This window comes from Natrinema gari JCM 14663, assembly GCF_000337175.1.
Classification (GTDB): Archaea; Halobacteriota; Halobacteria; order Halobacteriales; family Natrialbaceae; genus Natrinema; species Natrinema gari.
On sequence record NZ_AOIJ01000051.1, the window covers coordinates 169,897 to 193,682 of the forward strand.

The window sequence follows — 23,786 nt, forward strand, 5'->3', positions numbered from 1 at the left end:
ATGGAATCAGGATCGCAGCGTGACGGCACGCGCCCCACCGGCGGCTACCCGCCGGGCGAGGCGCTCGCGGACGCGTGGAACGAGCACCGCCGATACGTCGGGTTCGCCGCCGGCCTGTTCGCAGTCGGGACCGTCGTCGGCGTCCTCCTCATGCTCGCGGGTTACAACCTGCTCGAGATCATTCAGGAACTGGTCGGGGAGCCGTTGTTTCCGGACGTCGACGGCGGCGGGGTCGATCTGGCGCGCTTTTTGCTCGTGAACAACAGCCGCGCGTTCCTGCTATCGATCGTCGGCGCGTTGAGCCTCGGCCTTTTGACGGCCTGGGCGATGCTGTTCAACGGAATCATCATCGGGAACGTCGGTGCGTACGTCACCAGGGACGTCGGTCTCGATTACATCCTCGTGGGATTGCTCCCGCACGGAATCTTCGAGCTTCCGGCGCTGTTTATCGCCGCCGGCATCGGCTTCCGACTCCTCTATCGGATCGGCCAGCGGGTCCGTGGCACCCGGGACGCGATCTTTCCGAAACCCTACCTCTACCGGACGGGACTCCTCGTCCTCGCCGGCTGGCTGCTACTGGTCGTGGCCGCCCTCGTCGAGGCCTTCGTCACGCCCACCCTCCTTGAGACCCTGTTCGCCGAGCGACTCGAGGGGATGGCGGCGACCGTCTGACCGACGCTCCGCCGGCGCGAGCATACCGTTTCGGACGGTTCAGCCGCGGATGAACGATCGTAAACGGACCCAAGCGTCGGGTCCCTTTTTCCTCACGGATGACTGTCGGCGGATATGAACAGACGGGCAGTCCAACTGGTACTCGTGGCGGCCCTCGTCGCCGTCGCCGGCTGTGCCGGTGGGATGGGTGGGGAGCCACAGAACAACCCGACCGACGAGTCGTCCACGATCGACGCCGACGGGAGCACGGGAACGGCCGCGTTCTACGTCAGCGACGAACCGAACGCGATCGACGAGTTCGAACACCTCAACGTAACGATCACGAAGGTCGGCTTCAAGAAGACCGGCGACGGAAGCGACGGCGACTCGAACGGGACTGACGGTGACGCCGGGAACGAGTCGCCGAACGAAACGGCCGACGGGGACGAGACGGACGAGAAGAGCGAAGCGGACGGGAAAACCGATGACGGCGCGGCCGACGAACGCTGGATCGAATACGATGTCGACAACCGGACGGTCGATCTCACGGAACTGCAAGGCGCGAACGCGTCGATGATCGATGAGTTCGAGCTGCCGGCGGGCGACTACGAGACGGTCTTCATCTACGTCAGCGACACCGAGGGCGTCTTGACGGACGGGAGCACGACGCGGGTGAAACTGCCGAGCAACAAACTCCAGTTGCACACGGATTTCACCGTCGGCACCGACGAGCGGGTCGACTTCGTCTACGACATCGCACCCCACAAGGCCGGCAAGAGCGGCAAGTACATCCTCAAACCGGTGCTCAGCGAGAGTGGAACGGGTGACGACGTCGAGATTCGCGACATCGACGCGGACGAGGACGAGCCCCGCGGCAACGGCGGCAACGGCGGCAACGGCGACGACGGTGGAAACGGCGGGGCCGAAACCGGTGCGTCCGACGCGAACGCCGCGGACGACTGATCATCGACGCCTCAAGCGCGCCGTCGTCCCGGGCTCGAGGGTCGCGACGAGTCAGGATCGTTTTCGAACGAAGCGCCGCGCTGACAGCGCTCGAGCGCCGATCAGCGCCGGAGTCGGCCGAGCAGTTCGTAGTCCCGATCCGGCGTGTACCGCCGGAATAGCAGGCTATTCGAGAGGACCGACACCGACGACAGCGCCATCGCACCGGCCGCGAGGACGGGCTGGAGCAGGCCGAGCGAGGCAAGCGGGATCATCGCGGTGTTGTAGCCCAGCGCCCAGACGAGGTTCTGTTTGATCTTCGCCAGCGTAGCCTCCGAAATTCGAATCGCCTTGACCACGTCGAGCGGGTCGTCGCGCATCAGAGTCACGTCCGCGGCTTCGATCGCCACGTCCGTTCCGGAGCCGATGGCGGTGCCGACGTGGGCGACCGCCAGCGCGGGCGCGTCGTTGACCCCGTCACCGACCATCATCGCCTTGCGGCCCGTCGACTGAATGTCCTCGACGGCGTCGGCCTTGTCTTCCGGCAGAACGCCGGCGCGGACGTTGTCGGGGTCGATCCCGACCCGCTCGGCGACGGCCCGGGCCGTCCGCTCGTTGTCGCCGGTGAGCAGCATGACATCGAGGTCGCGCTCGCGCAGGGCCGCGACCGCGTCGGCGGCACTGTCCTTGACGGTGTCGGCGTCCGCGACCACGCCCGCGACCGCGCCGTCGACGGCGACCAGCATCGCCGTCTTGCCCTCGCGCTCGAGCCGTTCCATCTCGTCGGCGGCGGGCTCGGGATCGACGCCCGCGCCCTCGAGCAGCCGTCGGTTGCCGACCAGCACGTCGCGGCCCTCGACGGTCGTCCGGACGCCCTGGCCGGGGACGTTCTCGAAGTCCTCGGGGTCGGCTAGCTCGAGGCCGCGGTCCGCGGCACCGTCGACGATCGCTTGCGCGAGCGGGTGCTCGCTGTTGCGCTCGGCGCTGGCGGCGAGGCGGAGCACTGCGTCCTCGTCGAGGCCGGGACGCGTAGCCAGTGTCCCGCCGTCGGCCGTCGGTTCGCCGCCGTCGGCCGCCACCGCGTCGGTGTCCCGCCCCTCAAGCGCGACCACGTCGGTCAGCGTCATCTCGCCGGTGGTCAGCGTCCCGGTCTTGTCGAAGACGACGGTGTCGACGTCGCGGGCGCGCTCCAAGATGTCACCACCCTTGAACAGGACGCCGTTTTGCGCGCCCAGCGTGGAGCCGACCATCGTCGCCGCGGGGGTCGCCAGCCCGAGCGCGCAGGGACAGGCGATCAGCACCGCGGAGGCGAAGACGACGATCGCGAACTCGAACGTCGAGAGCGCGTCCGGGCCGCCGCCGACCAGGTCCAGCACCGGCACCGCGTCGACGACGCCAGCGAGCGTCGTCGGGAAGAAAAACCAGATCAACCCCCAAAACATCGCGTTGAGGATGACCGCGGGGACGAAGTATGCCGAGATGCGGTCAGCGAGGTTCTGGATCTCCGGCTGGCGCGACTGGGCCTCCTTGACGGTCTGGACGATCCCCTGAAGGGCCGTGTCCGAACCAACCTTGGTCGCCTCGACGACCAGCACGCCGTTCTCGTTGATCGTCGAGCCGATCACCTCGTCGCCCTCGCCCTTTTCGACCGGCACGGACTCGCCGGTTACCATCGACTCGTCGACCGCCGACTGCCCGTCCACGACGACGCCGTCGGTTGGTACCTTCTCGCCGGGCCGGACCTTCATCCGGTCGCCGACCGCGACGTCCTCGAGCGGCACTTCCGCCTCGGTCCCCTCGTCGTCGACCAGCGTTGCCGTCTCGGCCTCCATCTCGAGCAGCTTTCGGAGGGCGTCGCCGGCCTGGCCCTTCGAACGGGCCTCGAGGTAGTTGCCCAGCGTGATGAACACGAGGATCATCGCGGCGGTGTCGAAGTAGAGGTTGCCCGCCAGCAGGTCCAGCAGGACGACGAGGCTGTAGACGTACGCCGTCGAGGAACCGAGCGCGATCAGCACGTCCATGTTGGCGGTCCGGTTGCGTACCAGCGCTGTATAGGAGTTCGCGAGGAACTCCCGACCCAGCAGGACGTAGACCGGCGTCGCGAGCAGGAACTCGACCCAGCCGAACTCCACGCCGAAGACCGCCTCCGGGACGTACGTTCCGCCGAACAGGAACGTATCGGCGAGGAAGAACAGGAACGGGGCCGACAGCACCGCGCCGAGGATCGTCAGCCGGAGCTGTTTGCGTGTCTCCGCCTGTCGGGCCGCGTCGCGCCGCTCCTGGTCGGACTCCGCGCCACCATCGTCACGGACGGGCGTGTAGCCGGCCTCCTCGATCGCCTCGTAGAGCGACTCGAGGGACACGTCGGCCGGGTTGTACGTGACGGTCGCCTCGTCGGTCGCGTAGTTGACCTCCGCGTCGATGACGCCGGGAACGGACTCGAGGGCCGTCTCGTTGGTCTCGGCGCAGTTCGCACAGCTCATGTCCGTGATCCCGATCGACCGACTCGTGCGGTCGGCCTCGTAGCCGGCTTCGTCGATCGTCTCGTAGATCTCGGCCAGCGTGATCGTCTCGGGATCGTACGCGACGGTGCCGTCGTCGGTCGCGAAGTTGGCGTTCGCTTCCGCCACGCCGTCTCGGGACTCCAGGGCATCGGTAATCGTCTGTGAGCAGTTCGCACAGCTCATGCCCCGGATATCCAGATGTGCGGTCTCAGTACTCATTACTAGCTAGTAGGGGGCCCCGTCTTACTCCCTTTACTGGTCGCAATCCAAAGGACGGCGGGTGAGATACTTTCGAGTCGAAAGTCAGACCCCCTCCTCGAGCCGGTCGTATCGCTCCTCGAACCGGCCCTGACAGGACGAACAGCAGAAGTGGTAGACGTCGCCGTCGATCCGGCTCGATTCACCTTCGCTGTCGACGGTGTTCCCACACTCCGCGCAGGTGAGCGCGAACTGCGTCCCCTCGAGCGAGGGCGTCCACTCGGCATCGTCCATCAGCGTCACGTCGTAGGCGATGCCCGCAGCGTCGGGGAGCAGTCCCGCGAGCCACTCGCGGACCTGCTGGACCTGCGCGCGGGCGTAGAACCAGACCCCGCCGTCGGCGGTGACGAACACGTGTTCGACGGCGTCGGCCTCGGCGGCCGCCAGCCGGCAGTCCTCGACCGTCCCTGGGGGTGCCGTGACCTGCACGAACACCGGCACTCCCGCCCGGAGCTGTGACTGATCGACATCGACCGTGAATCGGTTGATGATCCCGGCCTCCTCGAGGCGGTCGACGCGGTCGGAAACCGCGGGCCCGGAGAGGTCGACTTCGTCGGCGATCTCGCTGAACGGCCGCCGGGCGTCGTCGCCCAGCAGCCGCAGGATTTCCATGTCGGTCTCGTCGAGGTCACGCATACCGTTCGTTCGGTCCGACTACCAAAGAGAGTGGCGACGATAGGTTTGGAATTCGAAGTCAGATTCAACCGATCGTTAGCATCGAAAGCAGTAACGCACAAAGAAGGGGCGTCCCTACGTTCTCGTATGAGTCAGACGCTCACCGTCGAAGGAATGTCGTGTGAACACTGCGAACAGACCGTCGAGGACGCGCTCGAGGGAGTCGACGGCGTCGAGTCGGTAGCCGTCGATCGGGAGACCGAACAGGCCACCGTCGAGGGAGATGCGGACCCGCAAGCGCTCGTCAGCGCGGTCGACGAGGCCGGCTACGACGCGTCGGCATAACTCGAGCGCGGGCCGCGGACGGCTGAACTGCGATGACCGCTCGCAACCGCCCGTCGCCCAGTACCGACGCCGGGTCCCGACGGGGAACCCGTTTTTCGGTGACTGACAGCGACATCAGTGATGGTCGTGTGACGACCCGTCATCCGCAACCCGCGGCGGGTGCGCCGCGAAGTCGGCCGGCGAGTCCTCGAACGCCCGCTTGCAGGCGATTGAACAGAAATAGTAGGTTTCGCCGTCGTGTGCGGCGCTCGGAACGTCGTCGTCGGTACGCATCCCACAGACCGGATCGCGGTACTGCCCGGGGGCACCAAGCCCGCGACGGTACACGAACAGGAGGAACCCGGAGAGGGCGAACGCGACGAGGTTGAGAGCGAAGGTGTAGTTCAGTTCGAAGTACCGCTGCTCGGTCGCCGTCTCGCCGCCGGCCAGGTTCGGGACGATGCCGAGCGCGTCGAACAGCAGTTCCATGAGAAAGCCGGTCAACGCCATCGTCACGAAGAAGACGCCGAGGATGTACAGCATGACCGCCCAGCCGTAGTACTTCCGGTAGACGTTCAACACCGGAACCGTAATGAGATCGGCATAGACGAACGCGATGACGCCGGCGAAGCTGATCCCGCCACCCCAGAGGGCGACCGCGAACGGGACGTTGCCCATGCTCCCGACGAAGCTGATGACGGCGATCGCGACGCCCACCACTGCGTTCTCGGCGGTCACGAGTAGGCCGTCACCCTCGAGAAACAGCGCGTTCCAGACCGACTGGGGGACGAACACGATGACAAAGCCCGAGATGAGAAATCCCGCGACGACGTCCGTCCAGATCATCGACCACTCCTTCCGGTACTGGTTTGCGATCCTGTACCAGCCGCCCCACGAGCGGAGGTCGTCGGACCACGCGCCGCTGCTGGCCGTCTGCTGTCGATAGGTTTCCAGACAGCCCTCGGAGCAGAACCGCAGCGTCTCGCCGCCGTCGGTCACGATCATGTGCTCGTCCGACCCCTCCATGCCACAGGTCGGATCCGTCATCCCGCCGCTCTCGCGATCCTCGCGCTCGAGTTCCGCGCGGACCTCGTCGAACAGCGTCTCCGGAAGGGTCAGGTGGACGATGACGGCCATAACCGCAATAAGGACGAGGCCGCCGAGGAGTTCCGCGACGAGGAACTCCCAGCCAAGCAGGAGCAGGATCATCAATCCGAGTTCGACGATGAGGTTCGTCGAAGCGAACATGAACGCGAGGAAATTGACCACATGTGCACCCTTCGCGAACAGTCCCTTCCCGATTGCGACGGCACCGAAGCTACAGCCGCTGCTTGCCGCACCGAACGCCGTCGCCTTCGTCAGACTCGAGAGGTCGCTCTCCCCGAGCACGCGCGCCATTCGCTCCTTCGAGACGTAGACCTGTACGAGGCTGGTGATCGTCAGTCCCATGATGATCGCCCACGCCGCCGTCCAGAGGAACCCGACGCCGATCCGGAGCGACTCGAGTATCCCGTCGATGAGTGTCGCCTCCATACGTCCTCCATCGGACGGATCGGCTATTGCAGTTGCTCTTCGGAAAGTCGTGCTTTGTCCGTACTGAAGAACGGATTCAAAAGTTACTGGGGAAGATAACTTTGACCATCGTGGCCGCTGACACTCACTGCACCCCTGATCGCACGAGATCATGTAGTCAGCGTGTAATCGATTCAGTGGGACGGACGCCGGCCACTGGTCTCTCTCACGGGAGTTCTCGAAGAGGCCGCCGCCCATTGGAACAGTGGTGCAAGCGACCGCGGCATCCCCTCGAGACTGCCATTCTCAGCGTTGGTCGCAAAAACGTGGATTCGATGACCGACACTCGAGCGATATCGGACTGTGGATATCAAACTCGAGCTAGTACGGACATTGGATTCGAAGGGAGAATCGCATTGAGTAGGGAGGCCGTTTCTAGAACTAGAGACGGATCGATCCGTCACTGGTGAACGCACATGGCAACGAACACACGCGATACGCGACTCGTCACGATCGTCCTCGTTACCCTCGGCGCCCTCGTAGTGCTGCCGATGCTCTTCATGGGCGTTGGAATGCTGGGCTTTGGTCCGATGATGGGTCGGATGTGGGGCCACGGAACGTGGGGTAGCGGAACGGGTGCCGGCTGGATGCCCCTCGTCGGCATCCTGATGCAATTCCTGTTCGTCGCCGTCGTCGTCGGTGGCGGATACCTCCTCTATCGTGCGATCACGGGGGCGGCCGACACCGATCGAGCGCTCGAGGAACTTCGCCTCGCGTACGCCCGCGGCGACCTGAGCGACGAGGAGTACGAACAGCGACGCGACGCGCTCGAACGAGACAGGTAAGCGACGACCCCGAAGGACTCGAGCACGCACACAGCAGAACGGGTGTTCCAGAGCCGTCGGTCCCAGGACGCCGGCACGGAACCATGGGACCGAGTTCGTGGCAGGAGCAGTGACGTGACGACGGCGTTCACGACTTTTCCCGCGGACGGAACAGCCGACACGGCGCTGTGCCGCCGCCGAGTATCCGCCGCAGCCGTCCGAGACATCGAATCCGAACGGCGGGGAGCCGAATCCGCTGGATGAAAAGACAGTTGCCCGCCGCCCCCCAAGGGGAGTTACATGCGAATCGCCGTTCCCAACAAGGGCCGCCTGCACGAGCCGACGATCGATCTCCTAGAGCGGGCGGGGCTCCACCTCGAGAACGGGGCGGACCGCAAACTCTACGCCGATACCGTCGATCCGGACGTGACCGTACTGTTCGCTCGCGCGGCCGACATTCCGGAGTACGTCTCCGACGGCGCGGCCGAACTCGGGATCACGGGCTTCGACCAGGTTCGGGAGGCTCGCGTCGACGATGTGTCCGAGCTGCTCGACCTCGAGTTCGGTCGCTGCCGACTCGTGCTGGCAGCCCCGGAAGACGGCGACACCGACGCCGTCGCGGATCTAGCTGGGAAAACCGTCGCCACGGAGTTCCCGAACATCACCGCGGACTTCTTCGCCACCACCGGCGTCGACCCCGACATCGTCGAGGTCTCGGGCGCGACGGAGCTGACGCCCCACGTGGAGATGGCCGACGCGATCGTGGACATCACGAGTACCGGCACGACGCTGAAGATGAACCGACTGGCTGTCATCGACGAGGTCCTCTCGAGTTCCGTCCGACTGTTCGGGCGGGAGGACGTCCTCGACGATCCCAAGGTCGGCGAGGTCAGGACCGCGCTTTCCTCGGTGAAACACGCCGAAGGCAAGCGGTACCTGATGATGAACGTCCCGGAGGACCGCCTCGAGGACGTTCGCGATGTCATTCCGGGACTGGGCGGGCCGACGGTCATGGATATCGCCGACGATGACAACGGTGACGCGACGGTTGCCGTCCACGCAGTCGTCAACGAACGGGACGTCTTCGAAACGATTACCGAGGTCAAAACGGCCGGCGCAAGCGATATCTTAGTGACCGAGATCGAGCGACTCGTCGAGTGAGCGGGTCGGTGACGAGCCGCCGACGGGCGGGAACGACGGCTCCGTCTCGACCGCGTCGGCACTACTCGAGCCGGCTGGCGATCGGCCGGTCGAGCGAGTCGAACTCGAGACAGGATTCGAACGCGGCGCAGTTCGCGGCCGGGGCGACGAGGTTTCGGTCCCGGTCGTACCGGACGATCTCGTGTTTTTCGAGCAGCGGGAGATGGGTTTCACACAGGGACGTGTGAATCCGCTGGCGTAGTTGATGGATCGTCGTCGCGACCGTCGGATCCTGTTCGGCGTCGGCGAGTCGGCCGACCAACGTTCTGACCGCGATCGGGTCGCCGGCGGCGAGCACGCACCGAACGACCTCGCGCCGACGGTCACTATCGAGGACGTGACGGATCGTCTCCCGCGGGAGGGGGCGACGGCTGATCGCGCCGTCGGTACCGGGGTGAAACCGACCCGAGGCCGGCGGCGTTCGATCTGGGTGGATCGTCATGGGCACGTGAGAGTCAGGGACGGAGACCCGGATAAACGCGAACGGTCGTTTCGGCGAATCAGCACCGGTTCAGACGAATCAGGTTCGCTGGGCCGGGATTGAAGGATCGAAAACTCGGTGAAAGCGATCGAAACGCGATCGACGGTCGGCGACTCGAGCTGTAACTCGTGACGGACGCGGATCGACGGACGGGTAAGGAGTTATTACTGCGGGGAGTCGGAACCCCGAGTTCCGACTCCGGGCGAGACGCATCGATCGGCCGACCACCGACGACGCGTCCGGCCACGGACACGGGTCAGTTGGTGGCGTCGGCACCGCTCGAGTCGATCGAACGACCGAAAAGGGTCGGCGTTACTCGAGGAGCCCGAGGTCCTCGAGTCGGGAGACGATCTTGTCGACGGCGTGCTCGGCGTCGACCGGCTTTTTGCCGCCGGTGATGACGAGTTTCCCGGAGCCAAACAGCAGTGCAACGACCTCCGGCTCGTCGAGTCGATAGACGAGGCCGGGGAACTGCTCGGGCTCGTACTCGATGTTCTCGAGACCAAGGCCGATCGCGATCGCGTTCAGGTTGAGGTTCCGGCCGAGGTCGGCCGAGGTGACGATGTTCTGGACGACGATCTCGGGGTCCTCGTTGACCTGAATCTGGAGTTCACGGAGCTTGTCGAAGACGATGCGCAGGCTCTCGTGGACGTCGTCGGTGCTTTTCGCGCCGGTACAGACGATCTTCCCCGACCGGAAGATCAGTGCGGCGGACTTGGGATTCTGGGTACGGTAGACGAGACCGGGGAACTGCTCGGGGTCGTAGTCGGCCCCCTCGAGGTCCATCGCGACGCTCTGGAGGTCGAGTTCCTGTCCGATGCCGGTCGACGCCACCACGTTTTCGATGTTGATGGTGTCCTTCGGATCCGTCATTAGTCGCTTAAAAAGACGTATTTAAGGTTTATAAAGGTTGGTGCCGCCACCTGATATATCCGGTATATACCCTCCGCACCGACGCGGCCGAGATGCCGATTCCGGGCTACTTGCGGTTTCAGGCCGTGGTATTCGATCACAGGACCCGGTTCGTCGAAAGCGGTAGGCTCATGGCCGCGCCGCCGCGACCATCGAGCGTGTATCTGCTCGAGTTGGGCGGCGAGGACGACGCCTTCGCGGCCCGCGAGGCCGAGACCGCCGCGGTCGGCGTCGATCGGATCGCACCCGGCCTGGCCGTCGCCGACACGGTCGTTCCCGAGCGGGTCCGCGGCCTCGCCTACACCCACCGCGCAAGCGAGCTGGTCGGCCGAGGCGAGGCCGACCTCGCGAGCGCCCGTGCGATCCTCGAGGCCGCCGCGATCGACCGCGAGGGATCGGTCGCGGTCCGAGCGACTGACGTCCACGGCTCGACGGGCGTGAGCACCGAACGGGCCGAACGCGAACTGGGCGCGGTGTTGGTCGACCGGGGGTTTTCCGTCGATCTCGAGGACCCCGATCACTGCCTGCGGGTCGTCTTTGCCGAGGGAGCGTTCGCGGGCAGCGGGGATGTCCTCGAGCCGGTCGCCAACGAGACGAGTGCCGGGACCGGCACCGACGGCGACCGGGGCTCGGTCTGTGCGCTGGGCTGGCTCACGGCCGAGAGCGTCCGCGATTTCGGCGACCGGGCACCGACGGACAAACCGTTCTTCCAGCCCGGGAGCATGGATCCCCTGCTCGCGCGCGCCGTGGCGAACATCGCGGGCGCTCGGACGGGGGCGACGATCCTCGATCCGATGTGTGGGACCGGCGGCGGCCTCGTCGAGGCCGGGCTGGTCGGCGCGGACGTGATCGGCACCGACGCGCAGGCGAAGATGGCCCGGGGCGCGCGCGAGAACCTGGCTCACTTCCTCGAGCCCGAGCGCCCGTCCCCGACCGGCGTCGAGCGCGGTGACTGGCACGTCGCCCGCAGCGACGGCACCCGACTCCCGCTCGCCGACGACGCGGTCGATGGCGTCGTCTTCGACGCGCCCTACGGCCGGCAGTCGAAGATCGACACCCACCGACTCGAGGACCTCGTCGCGGGCGCGCTCGCGGAGGCCCACCGAGTCGCGCCGCGGGCCGTCGTGATCGCCGATCGGTCATGGGCCACCGAGGCGCGGGCCGCGGGCTGGGAGCTCGAGTCGGCCTTCGAGCGCCGGGTCCATCGATCGTTGACCCGGTACGTGCTGGTCCTCGAGCGGCAAACGACGTGAGGACAGTACAGTATCGTCTCCGAACCTGCGCCAGAATTCCCACTGCAGCGGGAACGCTACTCTCGTGGCAACGGGGAATCACTACGCCTTCCGCGGTCGGTTCACTTACGATCCGACGCCCGATTATCAAGTCAGGTCGATAGCCGTTCAGTGGTGATTGGTATGGGAGGCGCGTATCGGCCCCCATATCTTATGGTGACCGATTGCGTTTGACGAGATAGGGGTGATAGAATGAGTGGGACAAGCGATACTACCAGCGAGGAGTATGGGACAGCACAACTAAATCATCGCGGCCGGTTGACGATTCCAAAGGAACTCCGTGACGAACTCAATCTCGAGGACGGGACCGAGTTCCGAGTCGTTCGCGACGGCAGCGACATCCGTCTTGTCAGGGAGCTTCCCGATCTCGAGACGCTTACACGGGGAGAAAAGTGGGGTGACGAAGCGTTCCGGGACGCGGGTGACGCGACGTTCGGTGGTCGGTAAGATGGGGCCGAAACGCGTCTTGCCCGACCTCAACGCACTGTCGATTCAGTTAGTGGACGACCATCCCGGCCATCCATACGTCGCTGAGGAACTGGTTCCAGCGCTCACCGGGAGCGATTCACTGATCGTCTTCGGCTATCTTCCGCTCCGGATTCAGTGGGTACTCGAAGATCTCGGCTTCGACACATACGAAGCCCGAAACGCCGTTTCGTCGCTCCTTCAGTACCCGCTCGAGTTCGTCGACGTGGATGACAAGACCGTTCTCGACGCCTACGAAATCAGTGCAGCAAAGAACCACGATGTCTACGACTGCTTTTATGTCGCGCTCGCCCGACAGACCGATGCCGACGTACTGGTGACTACCGATCGCGACTTCGATCGTCTCTGTGACGATGAATCGTTTGAGTACGTTAATCCAGTTCCGGAAGAAATACTCGAGCGCTTTCACACCGTCAACGAATCGTAACGAGAAACGAACGGTCTCCTGAGTGGCATCACGCCTCGATCTCGTGGACGCGATCCCGAAGCCGTTCCCCTTTCTCGGTCTCGACGGAGAGGTCGGGAACGGGGACCGTCTCCCCGTTCTCGTCGATCGCGACGAAGGTAAACGTCGACTCGGTGGTCTTCTCGGTCTCGCCGCTGCGTGGTTCCTCGCGCCACGCACGCAGTGCGACGTGGACGCTCGTCCGGCCTGAATCATAGACGTAGGCCTCGACGAGGGCCGTGTCGCCGATCCGGATCGGCCGCTCGAAGTCGAGTTCGTTCACGCGGGCGGTGACGCAGGTCTCGCCGGCAAAGCGCATCGCCGACATCGCACCCACCTCGTCGAGCCACTTCATGAGGTTGCCGCCGTGGAGCGTGTCGTTGTTGTTCGCGTGGTTCGGCTGGACGCGAAATCGGTTCTCGATCCGTGTCTCGAGAAGCGTCGGCATACTCGCCCTTCGGCTGGCGGACGGATAACGGTCCGTGCCGGCCACGGATTGGCCGGTGAATGCAGCGCCATGGTGACCGGCGGCCCGGAGTGGAGCCAGGATCGGTCTCACGCTCCCGGCGGCGTCAGCCGCTGTCCGGCCGCTCGAGTCGGCGGGCGGTGACGACGGCGCTGACGACGAGGAATCCGGGCCCGATCACCGAATCGGGAGGCGACGAGCCGGTCACGATTGTGACCGCGATCAACGCGCCGAGAGTGCACAGAAGTGCAGCGAAAAGGCCCTTCCAGAGCGCCGACGCGATAGCTGGTCCAACCCCTCGAAGCAAGCACTCAGCACCGATGACGCCGCCGACCAGCGACGCAAGGAGTGTCGAGCGCCCCGTAGGCGACAGACCGACGACAGGCGTAACAACGAGCAGAATCCGAACATGCGGAACGAGAACGGACACGGCCAAGAGACGCGTCGGCAACCCGATCGGGTCCGGGCCGTCGCTCGACTCACCCGATTCTTCGAGTGACGACTGCGAGGACGCCGCTTCCCGCGACTCGAACTCGGCAAGTCGTTCCTCGAGCGAGTCGTCCGTCATCGGTCGGTTCTGAGAGGTATCAGGAGTCTCGACCGAGTTCCGCAAGCAGGTGCGAGACGTGAATCCGATCGCTCGTCCCTTCGTGCATCTCGAAGTCGATATCGGCCGCGAGCCGGTGAATGCGGGCGAGGCGCTCGCCCTGATAGCGTTTGCGGGCGATTCGGAGGATCGCCTCGAGCACCTCGTTGCCGTCCAGTCCGTCGTCGACGAGCAGGTCGTCCAGCGTCGACCGGGCGTCCGTAAACTCGCCGGCTTCGGCGTCGTCGAGCATCGATTCGATCTCGTCGTCGAGGCCGACCTCGCCGAGCGTTTCGTAGGCCGCGCTCATCGTGAGTTCGCCCGCGTCTTCGACGGTCGTCTGGGCCGCCAGGATCGCCTGTCGGAGGTTGCCGTTGGCGTATCCCGCGACGAACTCGAGGCCGTCGTCGTCGTAGTCGACGCCCTCGCGCTCGACAATGCGCTCTAAGACGGTGACGATCTCCTCGCTGGTCGGCGCGGGCAGGGAAACGGGGAAACACCGCGAACGGATCGGCGGGATGAGCTTGGTCGGCTGGCGCGTCGCGACGATGAACTGCGTCGTCCGGTGGTGTTGCTCCATGATCCGGCGCAGGGCCTGCTGGAAGTCTTCGCGGACGTCCTCGGCGTTGTCGAGTAAGATCGTGGTGTAACCGCCCGAGACGGGCGCGTAGCTCGCGGACTCCTTGAGGACGTGGTTGATCATGTCCCGCTTGGACAGCGACGAGCGGCCGACGAGGAAGTGTTCGAACCGGGGATCGTTCTTGATCTCGGTTTTGGTCCGGCTGAAGAAGTCGGCGACGTTGATCTCGACGAAATCGTTGTCGGGATCGTCGTGTGCCTCGCGGGCCAGTGCGCGCGCCGCGGCCGTCTTCCCGCTCCCGGGCGGTCCCTGTAGGAGGAGGTTGATCGGCTCCTCGACGGCTCGCTCCAGATACTCGCGAGCGTCGTCCTGGGGCAACTCGGCCAGCTCCGGGGCGTGGGTCTCGGTCCACAGCGGCGCGTCCATCGCCAGCGAGTACGAACGGGCCGGGTAAGAATCGGTCGGTTACTCGGCGGCCGAATCGGATCCCGAATCGTCGCCACTGGAGTCGTCGTCGCTCGACTCGCGGACGGCGTCCCTGACGGTGACCGTCGTCCGAACCGGTTGGTCGTCGACTTCGATCGGCGACGCCGAATCGACGTCACCCGGATCGCCCGCGTAGAGGGCCGCCGTCAGTTCGTCACTCTCGTTGATCGCGGCGTCTTCCGGGAGGTCGACGGTGACGTTCTCGTGGTCGCCGGGCTCGAGTCGAGCGCTCGTTCCGATCGCCGAGCCGTTCCGTTCGAGGGCGACGAATCCACGCTCGGGAATCGCGGCCTCGACGGTCACGCGCTCCGCGCTCGCGTCGGTCACCGAGACGCTCGGGTCCGTGTGGAACGCGAGTTCGATCCCCGCGACCGCACCGTCGCCGTCGGTGTAGACGCCGATCGTCCGGTTCCCGGGAGGTGCACCGCTCGTCTCCGTCTCGAAGGTCACGCGGCGTGATTCGCCGCCCTCGAGTTCGAGCACCCGTTGTTCGAAGACGGCACCGTCGATGCGGACCGTGACGGATTGTTGGGTCTGGAACGCGGTGGGATTGCGGAGCGTCGCGTTCACCCGGATCGTCTCGTTGGTCGTCGCGGCCGCGGGCGCGTCGATCGATTCGACGACGAACGAGTCGCCGAGCGCGTCCGTCCCGTTCGTCGTCACTGTCGCGGTGTCGCTGACCGGGAACCCGGCCTCGAGATAGGGATGGTCCTCCTCGCCGTCGGTCTCGTAGTAGGCGAACGGGTCGTCGCCGGTGTCCTGATGGACCGTCGCCGTCACCTCCCCGACCAGTTCGTGGGTCGCGTCGTCCTCGCGCTCGATGGTCACGTTCTCGTGGGTGCCGGCCGCGAGGTGGTCGGAGACGGCGAGCGGTCCCTCACCGCCGTCGGTGAGCACGACGTAGCCGCCGTCGGAGAGGGAGACCTCGCGAACCGTGACGGCGGTGCCGTCGCCCTGCTGGTCCGCGAACGTGATCGAGGCGTCGGAGTCCTCTTCGACGCCGAAAATAGCCGGGGCCTGTCCGACAACGATACCGGCGGCGAGCACGATCGCGATCGCGATCAGGATCGCGACGATGCGCTTGAGCGTGCCAAACGTCAGTCTCGAACTCATTGGGGGTGTCGTCGTCGTCCCTTTGGCACTCGACGGACGTAAAACGCGCAGTCCGTTTGCAGGACGGCGAATCGTTCCGAGACGATTTATGGGAATAGTACCCAATTACCATGGATTACGAACCGTGTTCGTCGGAGGGACGAGTGCCACATCGGCTTCGTCCCCCGAGACCGGGTTCCGAGCAGCCGGTCCGCATTCTCCGTGCCGATCGACCGCAGGCCCCTCGAGCGCCCGCGGTGAGCTCCGGCGAGCACCAGCGCGGAGGGGTGCCGCGTGCCGGGCTCGAGGCCCGGCGGTCCCGGACGATCCGAAGCCGGTTTAGTCGCGGCCCGCCGAGGGGCTACCGATGCCACTGCGCGTGACGTTTCTGGGGACGGCCGGGGCGATTCCGACGACCGAGCGGAATCCGAGCAGCGTCTTCGTCGCCCGCGAGGGCGACGGGTTGCTGTTCGACGCCGGCGAGGGGACCCAGCGCCAGATGATGCGGTTCGGGACGGGGTTTGCCGTCTCGCACCTGTTCGTCACGCACCTCCACGGCGACCACGTCCTGGGGATTCCGGGCCTGCTGCAGACGATGGCGTTCAACGACCGCGAGGAGCCGCTGGCGATTCACACGCCCCACGGCACGCGCCGGCAGCTCAAGGGGCTGGTCAACGCCCTCGACAACCGCCCCTCGTTTCCCGTCCGGATCAGCGAGGTCGGCGACGGCGACATCGCCTACCGCGCCGCGGACTACGAAATCCGCGCGTTCGAAACCGACCACGACACCCGCTCGGTCGGCTACGCGCTCGTCGAAGACGAGCGTAAGGGCCGGTTCGATCGCGAGCGCGCCGAAGAACTCGGCGTCCCCGTCGGCCCCAAGTTCTCGAAACTCCACGCGGGCGAATCCGTCGAGCTTGAGGACGGAACCGTCGTCGATCCCGAGCAGGTCGTCGGCGATCCGCGTCCCGGTCGGACGATCGTCTACACCGGCGACACCCGCCCGGCCGAGGCGACGATCGAGGTCGCCGACGAACCAGACCTGCTGATCCACGACGCCACGTTCGCCGACGATCGGGCCGAGCGCGCCGCCGACACCGCCCACTCGACGGCCCGCCAGGCCGCCGAAATCGCGAACCGAGCCGGGGCGGCCCGGCTTGCACTGTTGCACATCTCCTCGCGTTACGCCGGGCGGACGGACGCTCACCTCGAGCAGGCCCGCGAGGTCTTCGCGGGTGATCCCGCGGCGGTGTTCGTCCCCGACGACGGGCACGGGGTCGACATCCGGTATCCCGACGACGGAGAGGACTGAGCGCCGGAAGGTCGCTGCTGCCGAAGCCGCGCTCGAGACCGTATTGAAGCGAGTGCGAACTCGCGTCGGATTTATAGCTCTCTCGTGCCTAGCAGTCGCTGTGAGTACGCGAACGAGTGCGCTCGATGCAGTCGTCTTCGGTGTCGATATCCAGAGCGGTGACGTGCGCGGCGATGCACCGTCGTACGCACTGGCCGTCTACGACGGCGACGACGTCAGTCGGGACGTCGTCTCTCACCGGAAACTCAGACGACTGATCGACGACGAGGAGCCGGCGATCGTCGCAACCGACAACATGTACGAGTTGGCCGCCGACAAGGACCAGCTCATCCACTTCCTGGGCTCGCTGCCTGCCGGGACCCGACTCGTCCAGGTGACGGGTGCCGAACAGCCCGAGCCACTCTCTCGCGTCGCGAACCGCCACAACGTTCCCTACGGCAAGGACCCGATGCAGGAGGCCGAGGCCGCAGCCCGGCTGGCCGCCCACAACGTCGGCCACGAGGTCTCGGCGTTTACCGACACGACCGAAGTCAAGGTCGCACGCGGTCGCTCGACCGGCAGCGGCGGCTGGAGCGAGGACCGCTACACCCGCCGCATCCACGGGTCGGTCAGGAAACGCGCCCGCGAGGTCGAGTCCGACCTCGAGGACGCGAACCTCGAGTACGAACGGGAGGTCCGGGAGGCCTACGGCGGCTTCGCCAACGCCGTCTTTACCGTCGCGGCCCGGCCCGGCGACATCCCCGTTTCGCGCACTCGGTCGGGCGACGTTCGTGTCGAGATCGAGCGCCAGCGCCGCGACGGCATCGAGTTCGAGCCGCTGGTCAAGCGCCGCGATCACGTCATCGTCGGGATCGATCCCGGGACGACGACCGCCGTCGCCATCGTCGGGCTCGAGGGAGAGGTCCTCGATGTCTGGAGTTCGCGAACCAGCGACACCGCCGGGGTGATCGAGTGGATCGTCGAGCGCGGGCGGCCGATCGTCGTCGCGGCGGACGTGACGCCAATGCCCGAAACGGTCGAGAAGTTCCGGCGGAGCTTCGACGCCGCGGGGTGGGCACCCCAGCATGATCTGCCGGTCGACGAGAAACAACACCGTACGCGCGACCATCCCTACGACGACGACCACCAGCGCGATGCGATGGCCGCCGCGCTGTACGCCCTCGACGCCCACGAAGACCAGTTCGAGCGGATCGCCAACAAACTCCCGCCGGGTATCGACCGCGGCGAGGTCACCGCCCGCGTCGTCGCCGGCGAGGAGAGCGTCGAGGCCGTCCTGACGGACCTGAGCGACGACGAGGAATCCGAGGAAGAGTCGACCGAACACGAGCCACGCGAACTCACCGAGGAAGAACGGCGGATCAAGGACTTAGAGCGCCAGGTCGAGCGCCTCCAGTCACACGTCGAGACCCTCGAGGGCCGCATCGAGGACCGCGACGAGCGCATCGACGAACTCGAATCCAAACTCTCCCTCGCTCGGCGCGAGGAACGCACACAGGTGCGCAAAGACCGCGAGGTAAACCGGCTGGAGCGAAAGGCCACCCGTCTGGAACGCGAACGTGACGAGGCCCGGGAGGCAGTCGAGGACCTCGAGCAAAAGGTCGAGCGGATGAAGGCCCTCTGGAAACTCGATCACTCGAACTTCAGCGATGTCTCCGCTGAAAAAGAGGGGCTGGTCCCGGTCAAGGTCGTCGAGAAGTTCACCAAGGGGGCGATCCGCGAGGCCAACGAGCAGTACGGCATCGCGAGCGGCGACGTCGTCTACATCCGGGACGCAAGCGGCGCGGGCCGATCGACGGCCGAATTGCTCGCGGGATTCGATCCCCGCGTCGTGCTCAAGGACGGCGGACTCTCCGAAATCGCCGACGAACTCCTCTTCGAGAACGAGATTCCGGTCGGTCCGGCCGACGACGTCGCCATGCAGGAAGTCGACGAACTCGCCGTCGCTCGCGAGGACGATGTCGAGGCGGCCATTGACGACTGGCACGACCGCGCCGCGGATCGGCGGCGGGATCGCAAGGCCGCGATGGTCGACCAACTCATCAGCGAACACCGGGCGGGCGATAACGAAGTGTAACGCGGGCGCTTACGGTTTGGGACCGGGCTCCAGCGGCGACAGAACGGCGGGCACCTCCTCGAGGTCGATCTCCGCGCTCAGGTCGGCGGTATCGTCGACCGGGCCGTTGACGAACAGCGCGTGGCCGATGAAAGCGATCGAGACGAGTCCGAGGACGACCACCGCAACCGGGAACGGGACGGGCGTCGCGTAGCCGACGACGGCACCGGTCCCGAGACTCGCCGCGATACAGATCAATACGAGGTCGTAGTAGTGGATCGCATATCCCATAGGGATATAACGTGACCGAAGAGCAAAACGCTTGAGGGTCATCACAGAGGGTCTCCCGGCGGAAATCAGAACATTCCGAAATTCTGTAACAGTCCCGAAATCATGGACTTGACCACCAGCCCGAGTCCGGCGAGGACGAGCGCGAGACCGGCAGCGACCAGGAGGTTAGCGTACGCGATGAGGGCGATGCCGGCGAGCAAAAGCACGATGCCGACGAGACCGAGTGCGCCGAGGTTTCGCAACATACGCACGGCTGCAGAGCCAAGAGAGATAAACGGCGTGGTTTCCCCGCTTCCGGGGCGGCGTCAGACGATCGGGGCCGGGACGCTCTCGGACGGACGATAAAGGATTAAACCGTTCGAACGCAAATCCGCGGCCATGAGCGACGACGGAGACGGCGGTCGGAAGAACCTCCGGATGCCCGAGAACGACGAGGTCTTCGCGACCGTCACGGACATGCTCGGGGCGAATCGGGTCAAAGTACGCTGTGCCGACGGGACCGAGCGCACCGCGCGCATTCCCGGCAAGATGCAGAAACGCATCTGGATCCGCGAAGACGACGTCGTGCTCGTCGAACCCTGGGACTGGCAGGACGAGAAAGCGGACATCACCTGGCGCTACGAGAAGAGCGAGGCCGATCAGCTCCGCGAAGAAGGCCACATTCAGTAACCCGAGCGTTTGCTCTGCGGTCCATGACGGCAAACGGCAGCGACGCTATCCTCTGGCGTTCTTCGGCAAAACACCGCTCGAGTAGCGCCCGTGAGCAGGACCTCAGAGATCGGCGACGTCCTCGATGGCGTCGGTTAGCTCCTTAATCGACTCGAGGTCGTGTTCGCCCATGTGGCCGATCCGGAAGGTTTTCTCACCGAGTTGCGAGCCGTAGCCGTTCGAGAAGACGAAGTCGTACTCCTCGGAGACGGCTTCGATCGTCGCGGCGACATCGATGTCCTGTGTGTTCTCGATGCAACTCACGGTCTGGGACTCGTACCCCGCCTCGGGGAACATATCGAAGTGGTCACGCGCCCACTCGCGGGTGTATTCGGCCATCTCGCGGTGGCGCTCGTCGCGGGCGTCGTGGCCCTCCTCGAGCATGTGCTTCATCTGCTTGCGGTAGGCCAGCATGATCGGGATCGCGGGCGTGGAGTGGGTCTGGCCCTTCCGCTCGTAGTAGTCGATCGTCCGCTGGAAGCCGCCGTACCATGAGGCCGAATCTGTCTCGAGTTCGCGCTCGTAGGCGTCGTCGCTGACGACGCAGATCGCCAGCCCCGGCGGCATCGCGAACGCCTTCTGGCTCGAGGCAAAAATGACATCGATGTTATGGTCGTCGATGTCGACGGCGTCCCCGCCCAGCGAGGAGACGGCATCGACGACGAAGTAGGTGTCCGGATACTCGGCGACGACGTCGCCGATCTCCTCGATGGGGTTGCGTACGCCCGTCGAAGATTCGTTCATCACGGTCGCGACGACGTCGTAGTGGGTGTCGCTTTGCTCGAGCGTTTCGCGGATGTCCTCAGGCTTGATCGCCTGCCCCCAGTCGTACTCGAGTCGATCGACGTCCTTGCCCAGTCGCTCGGCCACGTTGGCGTGGCGCTCGCTGAAACTGCCACAGGTCGGGACGAGGATGTTCTCATCGACGAGGTTGAGCGTCGAGGCCTCCCAGAACTCGGTGCCAGAACCCGTCAGGATGACCACCTCGTTGTCGGTGTCGAGGAACTCCTTGGTGTCCTCGACGATGGTCGTATAGAGGTCCGTCATCCGATCCATGCGGTGCCCGAACATCGGTTCGGCCATCGCGTCGATGACGTCCTCGCGTACTTCAGTCGGACCCGGGATATACAGCGTCTTGTCGGGATAGTCGTCCTCGTATTCGCGTTTCTTGGTCACGGATACCACCTGATACGGCTCACTGAGTCGCGAGACGGTATGGTACTTTTGATGCCCACCGCAGCGTGGCTCGAGGCCACCGCCGTCGACGCCGCTATCGCCGCCGAAGCAATCGAACTCCGCTCGAGGGTCGAGACGAATCACTGCTCGCACAGACCGGCTGCAACCGAGCCGCCGCGCAGCGACCGGCGGAACCGAAACGGAGAGAAACCACGAGACCGGCGTTATCGGACTTCGATATCGCACTGATTTGCGACAGCGTGAGGTCGACGCGTCGATAGATCCCGCTGAACAGGACGGCAGTCCTCGGTTCGATTGCATACTCGCGAGCGGTTCGGACACCGGACCCCGCTCAGTCTTCGACGACGCATCAGTATCGAAAAGGCGAGAACCGAAAAACCGCGCCGAATTACTGCAGTTCGATGCTGCCTTTCATCCCGACCTTATAGTGGGGCTGACAGACGTATTCGACCGTATCGCTCGAGGCTTTGAACTCAACGGACAGGCCGGGTTTGCTGTCGTTGGTCTTTTTCGTCGGTCCTGCGACGGACTTCTGGCTGTCGTCGTAGACCGCAAGGTTGTGTGTGCCCCCCGCGTTCTCTACCCACTCGATCGTGTATTTCTCGCCCTCGGCGAGGCTGAGGTCGGGATTCTCCACACCTTCGATCTGGGACGGCGCGACGCCTTCCCAGGACTGAGCCTTCGATTTGAGTTTGATGGTCTTTCCGGACTTGATTTCGTACGGGCCCTCACTGCCACCGTTGCCGTCACCATTACCGTTACCGTTGCCGCCGCTGCTACAACCGGCGACGAGCGCCGTCGATGCTGCCGCACCAGTAAGCTTCAGCGCTGTCCGCCGCGAAACCGGGTTATCTCGTGCCATCACCGGGGGTTGGGCCTGACAACATAAAAATTGATACCTTCTCCCCATACAACGTTATGCGACTACGTAGCACAATGTAGAACTATCGGACAGGATCGAGCGGGTCTGCGATCAGGCGTTTTCGCGATCGCTCGATCGAAACCGGTCGGTGGGCTCGAGCGAGAGCCGCAGGAACACGGGCACGGTGACGACGGCGATCGCGATCTCGAGGCCGCCAACGACGAGGAAGGCGAGATCGTAGCCGTAGCTGCTGGCAACGGTGCCGCCGACGAGGAAGCCGCCGAGGAAGCCGAGGCTGCCGGCCAGGTTGAACCCGGCCATGGCGACGCCGCGCTCGCTCTCGTCGGCGAGGTCGGTGACCAGCGCCATCGTCGCGGGGGCGACGAGCGCCCCGAGGACGCCGACGCCGGCCATCGCGATCGCCGCGGTCGGGACCGACGGCGAAGCCCCGACGAGGAGGATACCGCCGCCGTAACACACCGAGCCGACGACGATCGGCACCGTCCGGCCGATCCGGTCCGAGAGGGCTCCCATCGGATACTGCAGGATGGCAAAGGGTGCGAAAAAGCACGCCAACAGGAGTCCGGTCGTTCCCGCGCCGAGGCCGAACGTCTCCTGAAAGTAGAGGGTGCCCACGAGGGCGAAAAACCCCGCGGTGAGCCGGTCGACAAAGCCGAAGGCGTACGGGATCGACAGCGTCGGCCGGCGGCGGATGCCGTCGACGAGGGCTCGAACGCGTCGGTGCTCGTCGGGAGCGCGATCACCGACGAGCGAGACGAGGCCGCCGACGCAAACCAGCAAACCGGCGGCGACGAGCAACGGCGCGACTGGATCGACCGCCGTGAGCTGGCCGCCGACCGGAGCGCCGAGGGCGGCCCCGAGCCCGATGGCGATCCCCGCCGCACCCATGTTCCGACCGTGACCGCCCTCCAAGTCCATCAGCATGGTCATCGTCAGGGAGAACGCGCCGATGGTCATCGCTCCCTGGACGATTCGCAGGAGGAGTACTCCCTCGAAAGGGATCGAGCCGACGGTTGGGACGGCGGCGAGGGCGGCATACCCGACCGCGCCGGCGATCGAACCGGCGACGATAAACGGCGTACGCCGACCGGTCGCATCACTCATGACGCCCCAGACGCCGACGAACGAGACGTAGGCGGCGAACTCGGCGACCAGAAACCACATGCTCGCGTCCAGCGGGGTCGCCGCGAACGCCGACGCCGTCGCGTCGGCACCCAGCGTCTCGACGAGCGTCGCGACACCCGGATAGAGCAGCACTTGCGAGAACAACACCGCGAAGACCAGGGCGGCGAGCACGATCCGATCGCGGTCACTCGAGTGCACGGCGTGCTCTTCGTGCTCGGGAACTATCAAGTCGTTCGTCTCGGACCGAACCGGTTCGGGCAGTACCATACACGGCGAGACGGGCGGAACCGATACGCGTTCGGTCGTCGTCGCCGTCTCACGTTCGATGACGGCGACCCGTCGGCAACTCCTCGCCACAGGTGTCCGTCCTCGGCAAAACGTTCACTTCCGTCGACGAGGACCCGGGTTCGATCCTGGGTACCGAAACGACGCCCGTTCGGGATGAGGGGCGTGCACGGCTGGTTTCGGCCGGTGCTACGCTCGATGGCTATTGGACGTTCGCTCCCATTCAACACGGCGACGAGTTCGTGAGTTGCGTCGCGGTCTACCCGAAAGTGGGGG

25 protein-coding genes are annotated in these 23,786 nt (G+C 65.4%); 11 read left to right on the forward strand and 14 right to left on the reverse strand.

Features of this window, described 5'->3' with window-relative positions; all coding sequences use genetic code 11:
- Nucleotides 1-672, forward strand: a complete 672-nt coding sequence (locus C486_RS10605; protein ID WP_008455933.1) for a stage II sporulation protein M — start codon at nt 1-3, stop codon at nt 670-672.
- A 114-nt stretch (nt 673-786) separates the two neighbouring features.
- Entirely contained in the window at nt 787-1,614 is an 828-nt protein-coding gene (locus C486_RS10610; protein ID WP_008455934.1) for a DUF4382 domain-containing protein, read from the forward strand.
- A gap of 101 nt (nt 1,615-1,715) precedes the next feature.
- Here C486_RS10610 and C486_RS10615 read toward each other — a convergent pair whose 3' ends face one another.
- Both C486_RS10615 and C486_RS10620 read right to left on the reverse strand, forming a co-directional pair.
- Nucleotides 1,716-4,316 (reverse strand): heavy metal translocating P-type ATPase, encoded by a 2,601-nt coding sequence (locus C486_RS10615; RefSeq protein ID WP_008455936.1) that lies wholly within the window; start codon nt 4,314-4,316, stop codon nt 1,716-1,718.
- A gap of 84 nt (nt 4,317-4,400) precedes the next feature.
- Nucleotides 4,401-4,991 (reverse strand): AsnC family transcriptional regulator, encoded by a 591-nt coding sequence (locus tag C486_RS10620; protein WP_008455938.1) that lies wholly within the window; start codon nt 4,989-4,991, stop codon nt 4,401-4,403.
- A 126-nt stretch (nt 4,992-5,117) separates the two neighbouring features.
- Between C486_RS10620 and C486_RS10625 the strand changes: the two genes are divergently transcribed.
- Nucleotides 5,118-5,315 (forward strand): CopZ family metallochaperone, encoded by a 198-nt coding sequence (locus C486_RS10625; RefSeq protein ID WP_008455940.1) that lies wholly within the window; start codon nt 5,118-5,120, stop codon nt 5,313-5,315.
- 114 nt (nt 5,316-5,429) lie between these two features.
- On the opposite strand, the gene C486_RS10630 is transcribed toward C486_RS10625, so the two are convergent.
- Nucleotides 5,430-6,827: a permease gene (locus tag C486_RS10630; protein ID WP_008455942.1), complete on the reverse strand. Its 1,398-nt coding sequence runs from the start codon at nt 6,825-6,827 to the stop codon at nt 5,430-5,432.
- 455 nt (nt 6,828-7,282) lie between these two features.
- On the opposite strand from C486_RS10630, the gene C486_RS10635 reads away from it, so the two are divergent.
- Entirely contained in the window at nt 7,283-7,651 is a 369-nt protein-coding gene (locus tag C486_RS10635) for an SHOCT domain-containing protein (protein ID WP_008455944.1), read from the forward strand.
- Nucleotides 7,652-7,930: 279 nt separating this feature from the next.
- Entirely contained in the window at nt 7,931-8,791 is an 861-nt protein-coding gene (gene hisG, locus C486_RS10640; protein ID WP_008455945.1) for an ATP phosphoribosyltransferase, read from the forward strand.
- A 61-nt stretch (nt 8,792-8,852) separates the two neighbouring features.
- On the opposite strand, the gene C486_RS10645 is transcribed toward hisG, so the two are convergent.
- Together C486_RS10645 and C486_RS10650 are read right to left on the reverse strand one after the other, a co-directional pair.
- Nucleotides 8,853-9,272: a DUF7344 domain-containing protein gene (locus C486_RS10645; protein WP_008455948.1), complete on the reverse strand. Its 420-nt coding sequence runs from the start codon at nt 9,270-9,272 to the stop codon at nt 8,853-8,855.
- 351 nt (nt 9,273-9,623) lie between these two features.
- Nucleotides 9,624-10,184: a TATA-box-binding protein gene (locus tag C486_RS10650; RefSeq protein ID WP_007109921.1), complete on the reverse strand. Its 561-nt coding sequence runs from the start codon at nt 10,182-10,184 to the stop codon at nt 9,624-9,626.
- Between the two features lie 170 nt (nt 10,185-10,354).
- Here C486_RS10650 and C486_RS10655 point away from each other — a divergent pair, with 170 nt between their 5' ends.
- The 3 genes from C486_RS10655 to C486_RS10665 all read left to right on the forward strand — a co-directional run bounded on the left by C486_RS10655 (nt 10,355) and on the right by C486_RS10665 (nt 12,428).
- Complete coding sequence (locus C486_RS10655; RefSeq protein ID WP_008455951.1) at nt 10,355-11,476, forward strand: THUMP domain-containing protein; 1,122 nt, start codon at nt 10,355-10,357, stop codon at nt 11,474-11,476.
- 231 nt (nt 11,477-11,707) lie between these two features.
- A complete protein-coding gene (locus C486_RS10660) occupies nt 11,708-11,962 on the forward strand; it encodes an AbrB/MazE/SpoVT family DNA-binding domain-containing protein (protein ID WP_008455953.1) in 255 nt (84 codons plus the stop codon).
- 1 nt (nt 11,963) lies between these two features.
- The gene (locus C486_RS10665; protein ID WP_008455955.1) at nt 11,964-12,428 is read left to right on the forward strand and encodes a type II toxin-antitoxin system VapC family toxin; all 465 of its coding nucleotides are present in this window, start codon (nt 11,964-11,966) and stop codon (nt 12,426-12,428) included.
- A 28-nt stretch (nt 12,429-12,456) separates the two neighbouring features.
- Here C486_RS10665 and C486_RS10670 read toward each other — a convergent pair whose 3' ends face one another.
- From C486_RS10670 to C486_RS10685, 4 genes are all read right to left on the reverse strand, one after another.
- Nucleotides 12,457-12,894: an acyl-CoA thioesterase gene (locus C486_RS10670; protein WP_008455957.1), complete on the reverse strand. Its 438-nt coding sequence runs from the start codon at nt 12,892-12,894 to the stop codon at nt 12,457-12,459.
- Between the two features lie 124 nt (nt 12,895-13,018).
- Complete coding sequence (locus tag C486_RS10675) at nt 13,019-13,480, reverse strand: hypothetical protein (RefSeq protein WP_008455959.1); 462 nt, start codon at nt 13,478-13,480, stop codon at nt 13,019-13,021.
- 19 nt (nt 13,481-13,499) lie between these two features.
- Entirely contained in the window at nt 13,500-14,504 is a 1,005-nt protein-coding gene (locus C486_RS10680) for an AAA family ATPase (protein WP_008455962.1), read from the reverse strand.
- A gap of 39 nt (nt 14,505-14,543) precedes the next feature.
- The gene (locus C486_RS10685; RefSeq protein WP_008455963.1) at nt 14,544-15,677 is read right to left on the reverse strand and encodes a DUF7282 domain-containing protein; all 1,134 of its coding nucleotides are present in this window, start codon (nt 15,675-15,677) and stop codon (nt 14,544-14,546) included.
- Between the two features lie 346 nt (nt 15,678-16,023).
- Here C486_RS10685 and rnz point away from each other — a divergent pair, with 346 nt between their 5' ends.
- Entirely contained in the window at nt 16,024-16,968 is a 945-nt protein-coding gene (gene rnz / locus C486_RS10690) for a ribonuclease Z (protein ID WP_008455965.1), read from the forward strand.
- Nucleotides 16,969-17,068: 100 nt separating this feature from the next.
- Nucleotides 17,069-19,042 (forward strand): DUF460 domain-containing protein, encoded by a 1,974-nt coding sequence (locus tag C486_RS10695; protein WP_008455966.1) that lies wholly within the window; start codon nt 17,069-17,071, stop codon nt 19,040-19,042.
- A gap of 9 nt (nt 19,043-19,051) precedes the next feature.
- On the opposite strand, the gene C486_RS10700 is transcribed toward C486_RS10695, so the two are convergent.
- Together C486_RS10700 and C486_RS10705 are read right to left on the reverse strand one after the other, a co-directional pair.
- On the reverse strand, nt 19,052-19,312 hold the full coding sequence (locus C486_RS10700; protein ID WP_008455968.1) for a hypothetical protein: 261 nt from the start codon (nt 19,310-19,312) through the stop codon (nt 19,052-19,054).
- A gap of 65 nt (nt 19,313-19,377) precedes the next feature.
- Nucleotides 19,378-19,557, reverse strand: a complete 180-nt coding sequence (locus C486_RS10705; RefSeq protein ID WP_007109932.1) for a DUF7470 family protein — start codon at nt 19,555-19,557, stop codon at nt 19,378-19,380.
- Between the two features lie 133 nt (nt 19,558-19,690).
- Here C486_RS10705 and eif1A point away from each other — a divergent pair, with 133 nt between their 5' ends.
- Entirely contained in the window at nt 19,691-19,981 is a 291-nt protein-coding gene (eif1A, locus tag C486_RS10710; protein WP_008455973.1) for a translation initiation factor eIF-1A, read from the forward strand.
- Between the two features lie 102 nt (nt 19,982-20,083).
- Here eif1A and C486_RS10715 read toward each other — a convergent pair whose 3' ends face one another.
- From C486_RS10715 to C486_RS10725, 3 genes are all read right to left on the reverse strand, one after another.
- Nucleotides 20,084-21,196 carry a pyridoxal-phosphate-dependent aminotransferase family protein gene (locus tag C486_RS10715; RefSeq protein ID WP_008455975.1) on the reverse strand — a complete coding sequence of 371 codons (1,113 nt, stop codon included), beginning with the start codon at nt 21,194-21,196 and terminating at the stop codon, nt 20,084-20,086.
- Between the two features lie 409 nt (nt 21,197-21,605).
- Entirely contained in the window at nt 21,606-22,079 is a 474-nt protein-coding gene (locus C486_RS10720; protein ID WP_008455977.1) for a plastocyanin/azurin family copper-binding protein, read from the reverse strand.
- A gap of 111 nt (nt 22,080-22,190) precedes the next feature.
- On the reverse strand, nt 22,191-23,423 hold the full coding sequence (locus C486_RS10725; RefSeq protein WP_014862970.1) for an MFS transporter: 1,233 nt from the start codon (nt 23,421-23,423) through the stop codon (nt 22,191-22,193).
- Nucleotides 23,424-23,786: the final 363 nt, after the last annotated feature.